Origin of the sequence: Micromonospora sp. NPDC049203 (genome assembly GCF_043197215.1) — a bacterium.
Taxonomy (GTDB): domain Bacteria; phylum Actinomycetota; class Actinomycetes; order Mycobacteriales; family Micromonosporaceae; genus Micromonospora.
Genome location: NZ_JBICSV010000001.1, coordinates 219,265 through 233,935, shown reverse-complemented (window position 1 = coordinate 233,935; position 14,671 = coordinate 219,265). Strand labels below are relative to the sequence as shown.

Annotated in this window: 15 protein-coding genes and 1 pseudogene; 8 read left to right on the top strand and 8 right to left on the bottom strand. The window is 73.7% G+C overall.

Going from position 1 to position 14,671, the window contains the following annotated elements; translation table 11 throughout:
• Positions 1 to 9 precede the first annotated feature (9 nt).
• A complete protein-coding gene (locus ACGFIA_RS01045; RefSeq protein ID WP_357467432.1) occupies positions 10 to 2,565 on the top strand; it encodes a GNAT family N-acetyltransferase in 2,556 nt (851 codons plus the stop codon).
• 121 nt (positions 2,566 to 2,686) lie between these two features.
• Here the strand turns inward: ACGFIA_RS01045 and ACGFIA_RS01040 are convergent, their stop codons facing one another.
• Positions 2,687 to 3,094: a VOC family protein gene (locus tag ACGFIA_RS01040; protein ID WP_357382630.1), complete on the bottom strand. Its 408-nt coding sequence runs from the start codon at positions 3,092 to 3,094 to the stop codon at positions 2,687 to 2,689.
• An 84-nt stretch (positions 3,095 to 3,178) separates the two neighbouring features.
• Positions 3,179 to 4,164, bottom strand: a pseudogene (sigB, locus tag ACGFIA_RS01035) (RNA polymerase sigma factor SigB).
• A gap of 220 nt (positions 4,165 to 4,384) precedes the next feature.
• On the opposite strand from sigB, the gene ACGFIA_RS01030 reads away from it, so the two are divergent.
• Positions 4,385 to 5,173 carry a sporulation protein gene (locus ACGFIA_RS01030; protein ID WP_357382778.1) on the top strand — a complete coding sequence of 263 codons (789 nt, stop codon included), beginning with the start codon at positions 4,385 to 4,387 and terminating at the stop codon, positions 5,171 to 5,173.
• Here ACGFIA_RS01030 and dtd read toward each other — a convergent pair.
• Both dtd and ACGFIA_RS01020 read right to left on the bottom strand, forming a co-directional pair.
• The gene (gene dtd, locus ACGFIA_RS01025) at positions 5,170 to 5,592 is read right to left on the bottom strand and encodes a D-aminoacyl-tRNA deacylase (RefSeq protein WP_357476133.1); all 423 of its coding nucleotides are present in this window, start codon (positions 5,590 to 5,592) and stop codon (positions 5,170 to 5,172) included. The two genes, ACGFIA_RS01030 and dtd, sit on opposite strands and share 4 nt — an antisense overlap.
• A complete protein-coding gene (locus tag ACGFIA_RS01020; RefSeq protein WP_357476131.1) occupies positions 5,592 to 7,076 on the bottom strand; it encodes a methyltransferase in 1,485 nt (494 codons plus the stop codon). Before ACGFIA_RS01020 ends, dtd begins: the two co-directional genes overlap by 1 nt.
• Before the next feature lie 180 nt (positions 7,077 to 7,256).
• On the opposite strand from ACGFIA_RS01020, the gene ACGFIA_RS01015 reads away from it, so the two are divergent.
• From ACGFIA_RS01015 to ACGFIA_RS01005, 3 genes are all read left to right on the top strand, one after another.
• A complete protein-coding gene (locus ACGFIA_RS01015) occupies positions 7,257 to 8,477 on the top strand; it encodes a S8 family peptidase (protein ID WP_357382636.1) in 1,221 nt (406 codons plus the stop codon).
• Positions 8,478 to 8,727: 250 nt separating this feature from the next.
• Complete coding sequence (locus tag ACGFIA_RS01010; protein ID WP_357382638.1) at positions 8,728 to 9,303, top strand: HhH-GPD-type base excision DNA repair protein; 576 nt, start codon at positions 8,728 to 8,730, stop codon at positions 9,301 to 9,303.
• A gap of 67 nt (positions 9,304 to 9,370) precedes the next feature.
• On the top strand, positions 9,371 to 10,603 hold the full coding sequence (locus tag ACGFIA_RS01005; RefSeq protein WP_357382640.1) for a low temperature requirement protein A: 1,233 nt from the start codon (positions 9,371 to 9,373) through the stop codon (positions 10,601 to 10,603).
• Positions 10,604 to 10,607: 4 nt separating this feature from the next.
• On the opposite strand, the gene ACGFIA_RS01000 is transcribed toward ACGFIA_RS01005, so the two are convergent.
• The gene (locus ACGFIA_RS01000) at positions 10,608 to 10,919 is read right to left on the bottom strand and encodes a hypothetical protein (protein WP_013284778.1); all 312 of its coding nucleotides are present in this window, start codon (positions 10,917 to 10,919) and stop codon (positions 10,608 to 10,610) included.
• The gene (locus ACGFIA_RS00995; protein WP_357382642.1) at positions 10,909 to 11,220 is read right to left on the bottom strand and encodes a hypothetical protein; all 312 of its coding nucleotides are present in this window, start codon (positions 11,218 to 11,220) and stop codon (positions 10,909 to 10,911) included. Before ACGFIA_RS00995 ends, ACGFIA_RS01000 begins: the two co-directional genes overlap by 11 nt.
• A 106-nt stretch (positions 11,221 to 11,326) precedes the next feature.
• Between ACGFIA_RS00995 and ACGFIA_RS00990 the strand changes: the two genes are divergently transcribed.
• Entirely contained in the window at positions 11,327 to 11,683 is a 357-nt protein-coding gene (locus ACGFIA_RS00990; RefSeq protein WP_357467570.1) for a DUF3099 domain-containing protein, read from the top strand.
• Positions 11,684 to 11,722: 39 nt separating this feature from the next.
• On the opposite strand, the gene ACGFIA_RS00985 is transcribed toward ACGFIA_RS00990, so the two are convergent.
• Together ACGFIA_RS00985 and ACGFIA_RS00980 are read right to left on the bottom strand one after the other, a co-directional pair.
• Complete coding sequence (locus ACGFIA_RS00985; protein WP_357382644.1) at positions 11,723 to 12,619, bottom strand: sugar kinase; 897 nt, start codon at positions 12,617 to 12,619, stop codon at positions 11,723 to 11,725.
• The gene (locus ACGFIA_RS00980) at positions 12,616 to 13,542 is read right to left on the bottom strand and encodes a pseudouridine-5'-phosphate glycosidase (RefSeq protein ID WP_357467438.1); all 927 of its coding nucleotides are present in this window, start codon (positions 13,540 to 13,542) and stop codon (positions 12,616 to 12,618) included. Before ACGFIA_RS00980 ends, ACGFIA_RS00985 begins: the two co-directional genes overlap by 4 nt.
• Positions 13,543 to 13,630: 88 nt before the next feature.
• Here ACGFIA_RS00980 and ACGFIA_RS00975 point away from each other — a divergent pair, with 88 nt between their 5' ends.
• Positions 13,631 to 13,849: a DUF3039 domain-containing protein gene (locus ACGFIA_RS00975; RefSeq protein ID WP_088946800.1), complete on the top strand. Its 219-nt coding sequence runs from the start codon at positions 13,631 to 13,633 to the stop codon at positions 13,847 to 13,849.
• A gap of 40 nt (positions 13,850 to 13,889) precedes the next feature.
• Complete coding sequence (locus ACGFIA_RS00970) at positions 13,890 to 14,540, top strand: TRIC cation channel family protein (protein ID WP_357382648.1); 651 nt, start codon at positions 13,890 to 13,892, stop codon at positions 14,538 to 14,540.
• Positions 14,541 to 14,671 lie beyond the last annotated feature (131 nt).

The following is a 14,671-nucleotide window of genomic DNA, read 5'->3' as shown; positions in this document are numbered from 1 at the left end:
GACCGACCGGTGACCACCGTCGAACAACCGGTGGACGTGCTGCTCAGCGACGGCACGACCGTCCAGCTGCGACCGATCCGACCGGAGGACGCACCCGAGATCGTGGCCATGCACGGCCGCTTCTCGGAGCGCACCCGATACCTGCGCTACTTCTCGCCGTACCCGCGAATCCCGGAACGCGACCTGAAGCGTTTCGTCAACGTCGACCACCGCGACCGGGAGGCGTTCGTGGTGCTCGCCGGCGAGCGGATCGTCGCCGTCGGCCGGTACGAGCGACTCGGCCCCGCCTCGCCGGAGGCCGAGGTGGCGTTCGTGGTCGAGGACGCCTACCAGGGCCGGGGCATCGGCTCGGTGCTGCTGGAACATCTGGCCGACGCGGCCGGGCGCCACGGCATCGTGCACTTCGTCGCCGAGGTGCTCCCGGCCAACGGGACGATGCTGCGGGTCTTCGCCGACTTCGGCTACCAGGTACAGCGCCAGTACGCCGACGGCGTGGTGCACCTGAGCTTCCCGATCGCGCCCACCGAGGCGACCCTCGAGGTGCAGCGCGGCCGGGAGCACCGCACCGAGGCCCGCTCGATCGCCCGGCTGCTCGCGCCACGCGGCATCGCCGTCTACGGCGCCAGCACCACCGGCCAGGGCGTCGGCGCGGCGCTGCTCGGGCACCTCCGCGACGGCGGCTTCGCCGGGGCGATCGTGCCGGTGCACCCGAGCGCGGCGACGGTGGCGGGGCTGCCCGCGTACCCCTCGGCGGCCGACGCCGGTCAGGACGTCGACCTCGCCGTGGTGGCGGTCCCGCCGGACGCGGTGACCGACGTGGTGCGCGACGCCGCCCGCGCGGGCGCGCACGGCCTCGTGGTGATCTCGGCCGGGTTCGCCGAGTCCGGTCCGGCCGGCGCGGCGGCGCAGCGCGCGCTGGTCCGCGCCGCGCACCTGGCCGGCATGCGCGTGGTCGGCCCGAACTGCCTCGGCGTCGCCAACACCGACCCGGCGGTACGCCTCAACGCCACGCTCGCGCCGGTGCTGCCCGCGGCGGGCCGGGTCGGCGTGTTCAGCCAGTCCGGCGCGTTCGGGGTGGCGCTGCTCGCCGAGGCGTCCCGGCGCGGGCTCGGGCTGTCCAGTTTCGTCTCGGCCGGCAACCGGGCCGACGTGTCCGGCAACGACCTGCTCCAGTACTGGCAGGACGACCCGGCCACCGACGTCATCACGCTCTATCTGGAGACGTTCGGCAACCCGCGCAAGTTCGCCCGGCTGGCCCGGCGCATCGGCCGCCGCAAGCCGGTGGTGGCGCTCGCCTCGCTGGCCCGATCGCCGGGCGTGGGGGAGGCGCCGGCGCTGGACGCGGCGGCGGTGAGCGCGCTGTTCGCCCAGTCCGGGGTGATCCGGGTGGACACCGTCTCCGAGCTGCTCGACGTGGGCGTGCTGCTGGCCCACCAGCCGCTGCCGGCCGGGCGGCGGGTGGCGGTGGTGGGCAACTCGTCGGCGCTGACCGGGCTCGCCGCGACCGCGTGCGCCGCCCAGCGGCTGACAGTCGCCGACGGCTACCCGCGGGACGTGGGGCCGAGCGCCGGGGCCGCCGCGTACGCCGCCGCGCTCCGCGACGCGGTGGCCGACGAGCGGGTGGACGCCGTGGTGGCCGTGTTCGCGCCGCCGCTGCCGGGCCAGCTCGCCGATCCGGTGGCCGACTTCGCGGCGGCGCTGCCCGACGCGCGGGTCACCGGCAAACCGGTGGTGGCGACGTTCCTGGCCGGGCTGGTGCCGGCCGGCGTGCCGGCGTACCCGAGCGTGGAGGAGGCGGTACGCGCGCTGGGCCGGGTCACCGCGTACGCGGACTGGCTGCGCCGGCCACCCGGTGTGCTGCCGGAACTGGCCGACGTGGACCGGGCGGCCGGGCACGCCGCGCTGCGCCCGGACGGCGCCGACTCGGCGGCGTTACTGCGCGCGTACGGGATCGACGTGGTGGACTCGGTGCCGGCCCGCTCGGCCGAGGAGGCGGCGGCGGTGGGGGACCGGCTCGGCTGGCCGGTGGCGCTCAAGGCCGCCGCCCCCGGGCTGCGGCACCGCCTCGACCTCGGCGCGGTACGCCTCGACCTGGCCGACGCCGCCGCGCTGCGCCGCGCGTACGCGGAGATGGCCCCGGTGTTCGGCGCGGAGGTGCTGGTGCAGCCGATGGTCGCGCCGGGCGTGGCGTGCGTGGTGGAGCTGGTGGAGGATCCGGCGTTCGGGCCGGTGGTCGGGTTCGGGCTGGGTGGCGTGGCGACCGAGCTGCTCGGCGACCGGGCGTGGCGTGCGGTGCCGCTGACCGACCGGGACGCCGCCGAGCTGGTCGACGAGCCCCGGGCGGCGCCGCTGTTGCGTGGGCACCGGGGCGCGGCGCCGGTGGACCGGGCGGCCCTGGTCGACCTGCTGGTGCGGGTCGGCCGGCTCGCCGACGAGCAGCCCCGGGTACGGTCGCTCACGCTCAACCCGGTGCTGGCCCGGCCGGACGGCATCTCGGTGCTGCACGCCACTGTGCGCACCGGCGTGGAGGCCGCCCGCCCGGACACCGGCCCGCGCCGGTTGTAAGGAAGGGCCCCTTATTAACGCCTCCGGTAGAGGAAGGGCCCCTTCTTAACAGCGCCCGCCCGGGCGACCCGCAGCGCCCGCCCGGGCGACCCGCAGCGCCCGCCCGCGGGCGCCGCAGCGCTCAGCCGCGGGCGGAGATCTGCTGCACCGACCACCCGTTGCCGTCGGGGTCGCGGAAGAAGACGAAGCCGACGTTGTCCAGCGGGTGCGGCACCGGGTGCGGGTTCTGGCCCATCACCTGGATCTCGCTCACCTCGACGCCCCGCTCGACCAGTTCGGCGCGCGCCTGCTCCAGGTCGGCCACGACGAGTTGCAGGCCCTTGAGTGAGCCCGGCGGCATCTCCGGTACGACGCCTCGGCCGAAGACGATCGAGCAGCCGGAGCCCGGGGGAGTGAGTTGCACGATCCGCCCCATTCCGCCGAGATCGGTGTCGTGGTCGACGGCGAAGCCGAGCCGTTGCGCGTAGAACTCCTTGGCCCGGTCCACGTCGGAGACCGGTACGACCACCACTTCCAGCGTCCAGTTCATCGTCTCAGGGTGGTGGGGCGTGGCCGGCGTATCAAGCGCGACAGGCCCCGGCGAACCGCCGGGGCCTGTCGGGGTAGGGGTGGCTCAGCAGGCGTACGCCTCCAGCCGGTTCGCCCGCTCCGGGTCGCGCAGCTTCAGCAACGTCACCTTCTCGATCTGCCGGATCCGCTCCCGGGACAGGCCGAACTCGCGGCCGACCTCGTCCAGCGTGCGCTGCCGGCCGTCGTCCAGGCCGAAGCGCAGCCGGATCACCGCCTGCTCCCGCTGGGACAGCGTGGCCAGCACGATGCGGACCTCGTTGCGCAGCTCGCCGTTGGTGGCGGCGTCGCCGGGCTCGGTGCGCGGGTCGACGGCGGCGACGAAGTCGCCGAGCGCGCTCTCGCCGTCCTCGCCGACGGCCTGGTCCAGGCTGACCGGCTCCCGGTCGTAGGAGATCAGCTCGATCACCTGGAACTCGGGGATCTCCAGCGCCTTGGCCACCTCGCTGACCGTGGGCTCGCGGCCCAGCGACACCGACAGCTCCCGGCGTACCCGGACCATCCGGTTGACCTGCTCGACCATGTGCACGGGGATGCGGATGGTGCGGGCCTGGTCGGCCATGGCGCGGGTGATGGCCTGGCGGATCCACCAGGTGGCGTAGGTGGAGAACTTGTAGCCCTTTGTGTAGTCGAACTTCTCGACGGCGCGGATGAGGCCGAGGTTGCCTTCCTGGATGAGGTCGAGGAAGGCCATGCCGCGACCGGTGTAGCGCTTGGCGATGCTCACCACCAGCCGCAGGTTGGCCTCCAGCAGGTGGTCCTTGGCGGCGCGGCCCTCGGCCGCGATCAGCGCCAGGTCCGCGCGCAGCTCGGCGGAGACGGGGGTGCAGGGGCCAGCTTCTCCTCGGCGAAGAGGCCGGCCTCGATCCGCTTGCTCAGCTCGACCTCCTGCGCCGCGGTGAGCAGCTTCGTGCGGCCGATGCCGTTCAGGTACGCCCGGACCAGGTCGGTGGAGACGCCGCGCTCGTCGGTGGCGTCGAGGTCCGTGAGGGTGACGTCCATGTCCTGGTGCTCGATCATCTGCTGGGTCATCTCTGTTCTCCCCGTGTCCGACGTGCCTACCGGTCCCGTGCCGCCCACGCGGTGGTGGCCGATGACAGACAGCTTGGCGGTCGGGGCGTGAGACGGGAGTGAGGCGATCGGGGACCCGACAGGAATCCACGTGGGAATCCGGCATTCCCTTGCCCGGCGCGGTTACCGTGCCACCGACCGGCCGTCGGGGCCGGCCCGGCACTGACGATCGGAGAACGTGGTGGTCTTCAAGCGGCTCATGCAGGCGATGGGTGTGGGCGGACCGTCGGTGGAGACGGTGCTGGCCAACCCGAACTGCCGCCCGGGCGGCGTTCTGGAGGGCCGGATTCAGGTGGTCGGCGGTGACCACCCGGTGGACGTGAGCTACATCGCACTCGGCCTGGTCACGCGGGTCGAGGTGGAGAGCTCCGACAGCGAGTACGACGTCAACCAGGAGTTCGGCCGGGCCCAGATGACGGGTGCGTTCCGGCTGGAGCCGGGGCAGCGTCACGACGTGCCGTTCCGCTTCCAGGTGCCCTGGGAGACCCCGCTGACCGACCTGTACGGCCAGCACCTGCACGGCATGACCATGGGTCTGCGTACCGAGCTGGAGGTGGCGCGGGCGATGGACAAGGGTGACCTGGACCCGGTGGCGGTGCACCCGCTGCCGGCCCACGAGCGGCTGCTGGAGGCGCTGCTGCGGCTGGGCTTCCGCTTCGCCCGTGCCGACGTCGAGCGCGGACACATCTACGGCCTGCACCAGCAGTTGCCGTTCTACCAGGAGATCGAGTTCTACCCGGCGCCGCAGTACGCGGGCGCGATGAACCAGCTGGAGGTCACCTTCGTGACCGATCCGCGCCAGGTCCACGTGGTGCTGGAGCTGGACAAGCGGGGCGGCCTGTTCACCGAGGGCCGCGACGCGTTCGGCCGGTTCACCGTGGATCACGCGACCGCGGACCACACGGACTGGGCCGCCCAGCTCGACGGCTGGTTGCGGCAGTCGCTGTCCCGCCGGGGCCTGTTCTTCTAGAGGTCGAGCACGAGGGTCCGGGGACCGACGTTGACGCTCTCCACCAGCATGTGGGCGCGGAACCGGCCGGTCTCCACCTTCGCGCCCCGGGACCGCAGCTGCTCGACCACGGCGTCCACCAGGGGTTCGGCCACCTCGGCGGGAGCGGCGGCGGTCCAGCTCGGCCGCCGGCCCTTGCGGGCGTCGCCGTAGAGCGTGAACTGGCTGACCACGAGCAGCGGCGCCCCGACGTCCGCGGCGCTGCGCTCGTCGTCGAGGATGCGCAGCTCGTGCAGCTTGCGGGCCATCGTGGCGGCCACCTGCGGGGTGTCGGTGTGGGTGACGCCGAGCAGCACCAGCAGCCCGTCGGTGATCTCACCGGTCACCTCGTCGTCGACAGTCACCCGGGCCCGGCCGACGGTCTGCACCACGGCCCGCATCAGTCGGTCACCGGCTCGACGATGCCGCGCTCGACCAGGTGCGCCACGATGGGCCCGGCCGCCTCGGCCAGCTCGTCCGGGGTCACGTCGTGCGCGGCGGCGAGCAGGGCGAGCTGGTCGCGCAGCGGCAGCCGGCCGTCGGCGCCGCCGACCAGGGCGAGCACCAGCGGGTCGATCTCCTCCGACCAGCGCAGCCCGCGCGGCATGGCCAGGACCTGCCGGTCCACCGCCCAGCCCTCGTCGCCCATGGTGGCCTCCTGCCGCAGCTGGAGCCCTTCGGCGGCGCGGTAACGGGCGGCCAGCAGACCCTGGGCGCCCTGGGCGCGCAGCCAGTCCTGCCTGGTGAACCACTCGCCGATCCGGTCGCCGAGCGGCGGCTCGACCCGCTGGCGCAGGTCCTCCACCCGGACGATCGGCTGGTCGTGGCCGGAGCGGCGCAGCGAGACGATGCCGAAGCCGATCGCCTCCACCTTGTGCGCGTCGAACCAGTCCAGCCACGCCGCCATCCGCTGCGGGTCCGCGCTCTCGCCGACGTCGGTGAGCCAGAGGTTCACGTACGCCATCGGGTCGGCCACCTCGCGCTGGATCACCCAGGCGTCCAGGCCGGTGCCGGCGAACCAGCCGGTGACCCGCTCGGCCCAGTCCTCGCCGGTGACGTGCACCCAGTTCGCCAGGTACTGCATGGTGCCGCCCTCGGTGAGCAGGTCCGGCGCGGCAGCGGCCAGCTCCGCGCCGATCGCGTCGCCGACCCGGCCGGAGTCGCGGTAGACGTGCGTGGTGGTGCCCGGGCCGACCACGAACGGCGGGTTGCTGACCACCAGGTCGAAGCGGCGCCCGGCCACCGGGGCGACCATGTCGCCGCGCAGCAGCTCCCAGTCCTGCCCGTTGAGGGCGGCGGTGGTCGCGGCGAACCGCAGTGCCCGCTCGGAGACGTCGGTGGCGGTGACCCGGCGCGCGTGGGTGCCCAGGTGCAGCGCCTGGACGCCGGAGCCGGTGCCGAGGTCGAGCGCGGTGTCCACGGTCGGGCGGACGGTGGCCGAGATCAGCGTCTGGGTGGCGCCGCCGATGCCCAGCACGTGCTCGGCGTGCAGCGGCCGTCCGGGCCGGGCGCTGGCGGGCACGTCGGCGAGCACCCACCAGTCGTCCCCGTACGGCTCCAGGTCCACCCCGGCGCGCAGGCCGTCGCCGTGCCGTTCGACGATGCCCCCGGCCAGCGCCTCGTCCACGGTCAGCGGGGCCAGCGCGGCGGCCACCACCGCCTCCGGCTCGGTCTGGTCGCAGATGAAGACCCGGATCAGCGTGGCCAGCCGGTCCCGGTCCTCGGTGGCGCGCAGCGCGGCCCGGTAGTCGTTGCGGGCCACCGCGCCGGTGCCCTGCGGGCCCAGGCGGTCGGCGATCCCGTTGGCGGTGAAGCGGGCAAGCGTCAGCGCGGTGCGCAGCGCGTCGACCCCGGCGGGGGAGAGCAGCATGTCGTGACGGTCCACGTGCTCATCCTGCCTCGGGCATCGTCCGGCGTGGCGCGCACCCGCCGATCCATAACGTGAACCGTATCTATCGGCAACTATCTCTTTCATGTTTGTCGATCTCTGGTTAGCATTCCTGCCAACATCCGTCGATGGGGTGATCCGGCCACAAACCGGGCTGCCCCGGTAGGGAGCCAGACGATGCCCGACGTGTCCCTTCCCCGGCGCCGCGCGCTGCGTGCGCTCGCCGTCACGGCCGCCGCCGCGGCCTTCGCCGCCGCCGCCTCCACGCCCGCTCTCGCCGCGCCCACCGGGGAGATCCGGTACGCCGGTGCCGCCGACGCCGTCAGCGGCAGCTACGTGGTCGTGCTCAAGGGCGACGCGGTCGGCACCGCGAACACCCTCGCCGCCCGTACCGCGGTGCCGGACCGGGCCGCCGGCCTGGCCAAGCGCTACGGCGGCAACGTCGGCACGGTGTGGAGCTCCGCTCTCACCGGCTACAGCGCCAAGATGACCCCCGCCCAGGCCCGCCGGCTGGCCGCCGACCCGGCCGTCGCGTACGTCGAGCAGGACCGCGTCATGACCACCCAGGGCACCCAGACCGGGGCCACCTGGGGCCTGGACCGGATCGACCAGCGGAACCTGCCGCTGAACAGCACCTACACCTACCCGAACACCGCCACCAACGTGCGCGCCTACATCATCGACACCGGCATCCGCACCACGCACAGCGACTTCGGCGGCCGGGCCACCTGGGGCACCAACACGGTGGACACCAACAACACCGACTGCAACGGCCACGGCACGCACGTCGCCGGCACGGTCGGCGGCACCAAGTACGGCGTGGCCAAGGGCGTGCGCCTGGTGGCCGTCAAGGTGCTCAACTGCTCCGGCAGCGGCACCACCGCCGGCGTGATCAGCGGCGTCAACTGGGTCACCTCGAACGCGGTGAAGCCGGCCGTGGCGAACATGAGCCTCGGCGGCGGCGCCAGCACCACGCTGGACAACGCGGTGGCCAACTCGATCAACTCGGGCATCACGTACGCGCTCGCGGCCGGCAACTCCAGCGCCAACGCCTGCAACTCGTCGCCGGCCCGGGTCGCCTCGGCGATCACCGTGGGCGCCACCACCAGCACCGACGCCCGTGCCTCGTACTCGAACTACGGCTCCTGCGTGGACATCTTCGCGCCGGGCTCGTCGATCACCTCGGCGTGGCGTACCAGCGACACCGCCACCAACTCCATCAGCGGCACCTCGATGGCGTCCCCGCACGTGGCCGGCGCCGCGGCGCTCGTGCTCTCCGCGAACACCTCCTACACCCCGGCTCAGGTGGCCAGCTACCTGACCAGCAACGCCACCACCGGCAAGGTGACCAGCCCGGGCACGGGCTCGCCGAACCGGCTGCTCTTCGTCGTCAACTGACGACGACGGTGACCTGACCGCACCGTGGGCCGCGGCCCGGTGGACCTCCCAGGGATCCACCGGGCCGCGTCACGTCACGGAGATGTCCGCGGTTCACCGGGCAGACTGAGCCGGGTGAGCGACGACTACATCCGCCTGGTGCCCACGGATCCGAACTGGCAGCCGGATCGCGAAGCCGCGGCCGGTGGACATCACGCGCCGTCCGGCAAGGATGTGCACGGAGCCGCCCGATCGGCGGCAGGATGGCCCCATGACGCTGTCACTGCCCATCGACCCGCAGGCCAACGAGCTGCTGGGGCGCAGCCCGCTGGCCCTGCTCCTCGGCATGGTGCTGGACCAGCAGGTGCCGATGGAGAAGGCGTTCTCCTCCCCGTACGTGCTGGCGCAGCGCCTCGGCCACGAGCCTGACGCCGCCGAACTGGCCGGGTACGACCCGGAGGCGCTGGTGGAGGTCTTCGCCCGGCCGCCCGCGCTGCACCGCTTCCCGAAGGCGATGGCGGCCCGCGTGCAGGAGGTGTGCCGCGTGCTCGTGGAACGCTACGACGGCGACCCGGCCCGGCTCTGGTCCGACGTGACCGACGGCCGGGAACTGCTGCGCCGGGTGGGTGAGCTGCCCGGGTTCGGCCGGCAGAAGGCGCAGATCTTCGTCGCGCTGCTCGGCAAGCGGTTCGGCGTCACCCCGGACGGCTGGCGCGAGGCCGCCGGCGACTACGGCGACGCGGACGCCCACCGGTCGGTGGCCGACGTGACCGACCCGGAGTCGCTGCGCCGCGTACGCGAGTTCAAGCAGCGGATGAAGGCGGAGGCGAAGGCCGCGAAGGGCTGACCCCCGTGCCGCCGCAACCGGTCGCAGCCCTTGTCGTTGGTCGCCAGGACGGGGGCGGGGGCGGACGATGACCGAGCAGCGAGGTGGGGCGCTGCTGCGGAGCGCCTCCAGCCCGGGGCGGGCCACGTTCCTGGAGCTCTTCTTCGACCTGGTCTTCGTGTTCGCGCTGACCCGGGTCTCCGAGCGTCTGATCAACGGCGTCGACGGCTCGGCCCTGGCGGTCGCCGCCGAGGTGGGCAAGACGCTGCTGCTGTTCCTGGTGCTCTGGCAGGTCTGGACGATCACCACCTGGGTCACCAGCCGCTACGAGCCGGAGCGCGCCGTCATCCAGGCCGTGGTGGTCGGCACCATGTTCGGCAGCCTGGTGCTGGGCGTGACCCTGCCGCGCGCGCTGGAGGAGCGGGCGCTGCCGTTCGCGCTCGCGTACGTGGTGGTGATGGTCGGCCGGCCGCTGGCGATCGGGGTGGCGTTGCGTGGGCACCCGCGCCGCCTGGTCCCGCTGCGGCTGGCTGCCTGGGCGGGGTTCAGCGCCCCGCTCTGGATCGCCGGCGCGCTGCTGCCCGGCCCGCGCCTGGCACTGTGGGTGGTCGCGCTGGCCGTGGACCACCTGGGCGTGTTGCTGGGCTGGCCGCTGCCCCGGATCGGGGCGTCGCGCACCCGGAAGTGGCTGATCATCGGGGAGCATCTGGCCGAGCGCTACCAGCAGATCTTCCTCATCGCGCTCGGCGAGTCGATCCTGGTCATCGGGTTGACCTACAGCGGGAAGGAGTTCTCCGGCGAGGCGGCCGCGGCGTTCGCGATCTCGTTCGTGATCACCGCGTTGCTGTGGCGGATCTACTTCTACCGGGCCGGTCACCTGCTGGCGGAGGCGTTGCGGACGGCCGGCGCGCCGGGGCGGCTGGCCGAGTCGGCGGCGCAGACCCATCTGTTCATGGTGCTCGGCGTGCTCAGCGCCGCGGTCGGCTACGAGCTGGTCATCGCCCACCCGTACGATCCGGCCCCGCCGAGCTGGCTGGTCTTCGTGGCGGGCGGTCCGGCGCTCTTCCTGGCCGCCCGGTCCCGGTTCGAGTACGAGATCTTCGGCCGGGTGTCCCGCTCCCGGCTGGCCGGCCTGCTGGCCCTGGTGCTGCTCGTGCCCGCTCTGGCGACCCTGCCGGCGATGCTGGCGCTGGGCGCGGTGGCCGTCGTGCTGGCGCTCGTCGCGTTCGCCGACGCCCGCCGGGCCTGGCACCACCCGCCGGAGTCCTCCGCCTCACCGATCGGACGGGAGGCGCCCGGCGAGGCCGGCCCCGAGGCGTGAGCCGTCAGGCGGCGGTCGGGCGGGACAGCGACGCCAGCGCGCGGCGCACGTCGGCCAGCGAGACAGTGGCCGAGTCGTCCAGGTCGGCCAGGCCGGCCTCGATCCACTGCCGCATCAGCGTGGTGACCCCGATGCCGCGCGCGTCGGCGGCGGCGCGGACCCGCTCGTACGTCTCCAGCGGCAGCCGCACCGACCGGCTGACCATCGGCACGTCGGTGTCGGGGGTGGGCAGCTGCGCCGGTGACGTGTCGTCGATCAGATCGGCGAACGCGTCGCCTCCGGCGTGGAACCGCTTGGTCGCCTCGTCACGGTGCATCGTGACCGCCTCCTCGTCGGCGTGCTCTCCGCACCGCCTCGTCGTAGCGCTTGGCCTCGACGTCGCTCAGCTCGCGGGCGGAGAGGATGTCCCAATCGTTGTCGGTGCCGTCGGCCTCGGCCAGCAGCACGGCGAGCCGCCGGCCCCGGTGGTCGGTCGCGTAGACCACCATGACGTCGTCGCCGAGGTGCCGGATGACCCGGCGCCTGCTGTGCAGGGCCTCCCAGACTTCCCCGGGTGTGACGTCGTAGACCCGCAGGTTCGCCAGCGCCTCGTCGGTGAAGCTGAACCGGTTGGCCACCGGCGAAGCGTACCACGCACGTAACACGTACCCGGCTGTCACGAATTTCGCCGATCATCCGTCCGGAGTGACAGGATGGGCCCTATCCCCTCGTAGGAGGTCCGTGGTGAAGCGTCAGGCGTACCAGCCGATCCTGATCACCGACGCCCCGCGCAGCCAGGACGACCAGCTCAACAGCCGGCAGAAGCGATACGTGCTGATGATGGCCATCCGGGTCGCGTGTCTGGTGGCGGGCGCGATCCTGGTCGGCGCCAAGGCCCCGCTGCTCTGGCTCTGGCTGCCGCTGTGCGCGCTCGGCATGGTGCTCGTGCCCTGGCTCGCCGTGCTGCTCGCCAACGACCGGCCGCCCAAGGAGGAGCACCGGCTGGCGAACCGCTTCCGCAACCGGCACCGCGAGGAGCCCGCGCCCACGGCCGTCACCGCCGAGGAGAACCCCCACAAGATCATCGACGCCGAGCCCTGACCGGCCCGGGCGGAGCACCGCCCGGACCGGCCACCGCCGTCAGGGCGCCGGGCGGGCGCCCACCGTCGTCACGGCGAGCGCGCCCAGATCACCCGCGCGGGCCAGCGCGGCGCGCGGATCGGCGCCGTCCAGCCACGCGGTGAGCAGCCCGGCCGCGAACGCGTCCCCGGCGCCGGTCACGTCCACCACGTCCACCCCGGGTGCCGGGGCGAACTCCACCACGCCGCCGCGCTCCACCCACACCGCACCGGCCGCGCCCCGTTTGACCACCACCCGGTGCGCCACGGCTGTCAGCGCCCGCGCCTGCGCCGCCGGGTCCAGCCCACCGGCCAGCACAGTCGCCTCGTCCGTGTTGACGAGCAGCAGGTCGACGTCGCGTACCCAGGTCAGGAACGCGCCGCCGACGCGCCGCAACGGCGCCGCGGACGCCGCGTCGACGCTGACGGTCAGCCCACGCTCGCGGGCGGTGGCCAGCGCGCGCAGGCCGGCGCCGCGCGACCCGACGTCCAACAGGGTGTACGCGGACAGGTGCAGATGCCCGGCGTCGGGCGCGGCGGCCAGCGCCGCGTCCACGTGCGCGGCGGTCAGCCGCAGGTTCGCGCCCCGCTGGCTGACCATGGTCCGCTCCCCGTCGTGGGTGAGGACGATGACGGTGCCGGTCGGGTAGCCCTCGTGCCGCTCCACCGCGCAGTCGACGCCGATCCGGGCCAGCTCGGCCACCCGCTCCCGGCCGGTCTCGTCGTCGCCGACGGCGGCGACCAGCGTCACCGCCGTGCCCTGCCCGGCGAGCCACGCGGCGGTGTTCGCCGCCTGCCCGCCGCCGCTGAACCGGATCCCGGCCGCGGTGTCCGAACCGGTCGCCAGCGGCCCGGACAGCACCGCGAGCACGTCGGTGATGATGTCGCCGACGACGACGACGCGCGGCCTGGTGCTCATGCCGCGGGGAGGGCCGCGGCGGCGACGGCGATCCGGGCCGCGAGGTCGGCGTTGCGCAGGATGATCCGCACGTTCACGGCCAGGCTGGCGCCCTCGGTGGCGGAGTGGAAGTGCGACAGCAGGAACGGGGTGACCGCCTTGCCGGTGATCCCCTCGCGGGCCAGCGCGGCGAGTCCCTCGGCGAGCGTGCGGTCGTGCAGCGCCGGGTCGAGCTGCTCGTCGGCGGGCAGCGGATTGGCCACCACCAGGCCGCTGTGGTGCACGCCGTGCGCCGCGCGGGCGGCCAGCACGTCCGCCACCTGCTCCGGCGACTCGACCGACCAGTCCAGGTCGAAGCCGGCGTCGGTGAGGTAGAAGCCGGGGAAGCGGCGGGTGCGGTAGCCGACCACGCCCACGCCGAGCGTCTCCAGCCGCTCCAGCGTGGCGCCCACGTCCAGGATCGACTTCACCCCGGCGCAGACCACGGCGATCGGCGTGCGGGCCAGCGTGACCAGGTCGGCCGACTCGTCGAACGTCTGCGCCGCCTCGCGGTGCACGCCGCCGAGCCCACCGGTGGCGAACACGCCGATCCCGGCCGCCGCCGCGACCGCGCTGGTGGCCGCCACGGTGGTGGCGCCGTCCGCGCCCGTCGCCGCAGCCGGGGCCAGGTCGCGGACCGAGAGCTTGCTCACGCCGTCGACAGTGGCGAGCCGGGTGAGCTGGGCGTCGTCCAGCCCCACCCGCAGCTCGCCTGCGACCATGCCGATGGTGGCCGGCACCGCCCCCGCGTCCCGTACCGCCTGCTCGATCTCGCGCGCCACGCGCAGGTTGTCCGGCCGGGGCAGCCCGTGCGAGACGATCGTGCTCTCCAACGCCACGACCGGGCGGCCGTCCCGCAGGGCGTCGGCCACCTCACTACCGAGACTGATGTGAAAGTTGGTCACGTCGGTTACCGTACGGGCCGCTTCCGGCCGGGGCCCAGGTGGACCGGGGCGGACCGACCTGCAAAACTGGAACGCCGGAGGTGTAGTCGTGAGCACAGAGGTTCTCGAGCGTCCCGAGCTGAAGGACGCGGACACTGGTCCGGAGATGTTCCACTACGTCCGCAAGGAGAAGATCGCCGAGAGTGCCGTCATGGGCACCTACGTGGTCGCGCTCTGCGGTGAGACGTTCCCGGTCACCAAGGCGGCCAAGCCGGGCTCCCCGGTCTGCCCGAAGTGCAAGGAGATCTACGACTCGTACCGCGAGTGACCACGGGCGGCGTCGCCGCCCGTGCACGTAACCTGCGGCGGTGACCACCTCCACCGCCCTTCTTCTCGCCGACCTGACCGGCGTGGCGGTCTTCGCCGCCTCCGGCGCCTCCGCGGCGGTGGCGAAACGGCTCGACCTGTTCGGGGTCGTCTTCGTCGGTGTGGTCGCCGCGCTCGGCGGGGGAATCGCCCGTGACCTGGTGATCGACGAGGTTCCGCCGCTGGCGTTCGCCGACTGGCGGTACACGGCCACCGCGTCCGTCACCGCCGCCGCCGTGTTCTGGCTGCACCCCCAGCTCGCCCGGCTGCGTACGACGGTGCTGGTGCTCGACGCCGCCGGCCTCGGCCTGTTCACCGTCATCGGCACGCTCAAGGCCCTCGACGCCGCGGTGCCGGCGGTCGGCGCCTGCATGATCGGCATGCTCACCGCGATCGGCGGCGGGCTCGGCCGGGACCTGCTCACCGGCGAGATCCCGGTGGTGCTGCGCCGCGAGATCTACGCCCTCGCCGCACTCGCCGGGTCGGTCGCGGTGGCGCTGCTGTCGGCGTCCGGACAGGCAACCGCCGTGCCGCTCACCGCCGCCGCCCTGCTCGTGTTCGGGCTGCGCCTGATCGCGCTGCGCCGCCGCTGGTCCGCACCGGTGGCGACGCTGCGGCCCCCGCGCACCGGCACCCGGGGACCACTGCCCTGACCGCCGTGCGCCGGGGTGGGCGGATGTGACAGGCGTGGCGTCGAGTGGGGCGCACGGCCGGCGCTGGTTATGCTGAACCGGCCTTCGCGGCACCGGATGCGCGAGGGCGTTTTCATGGGCGGCGGCTCCCG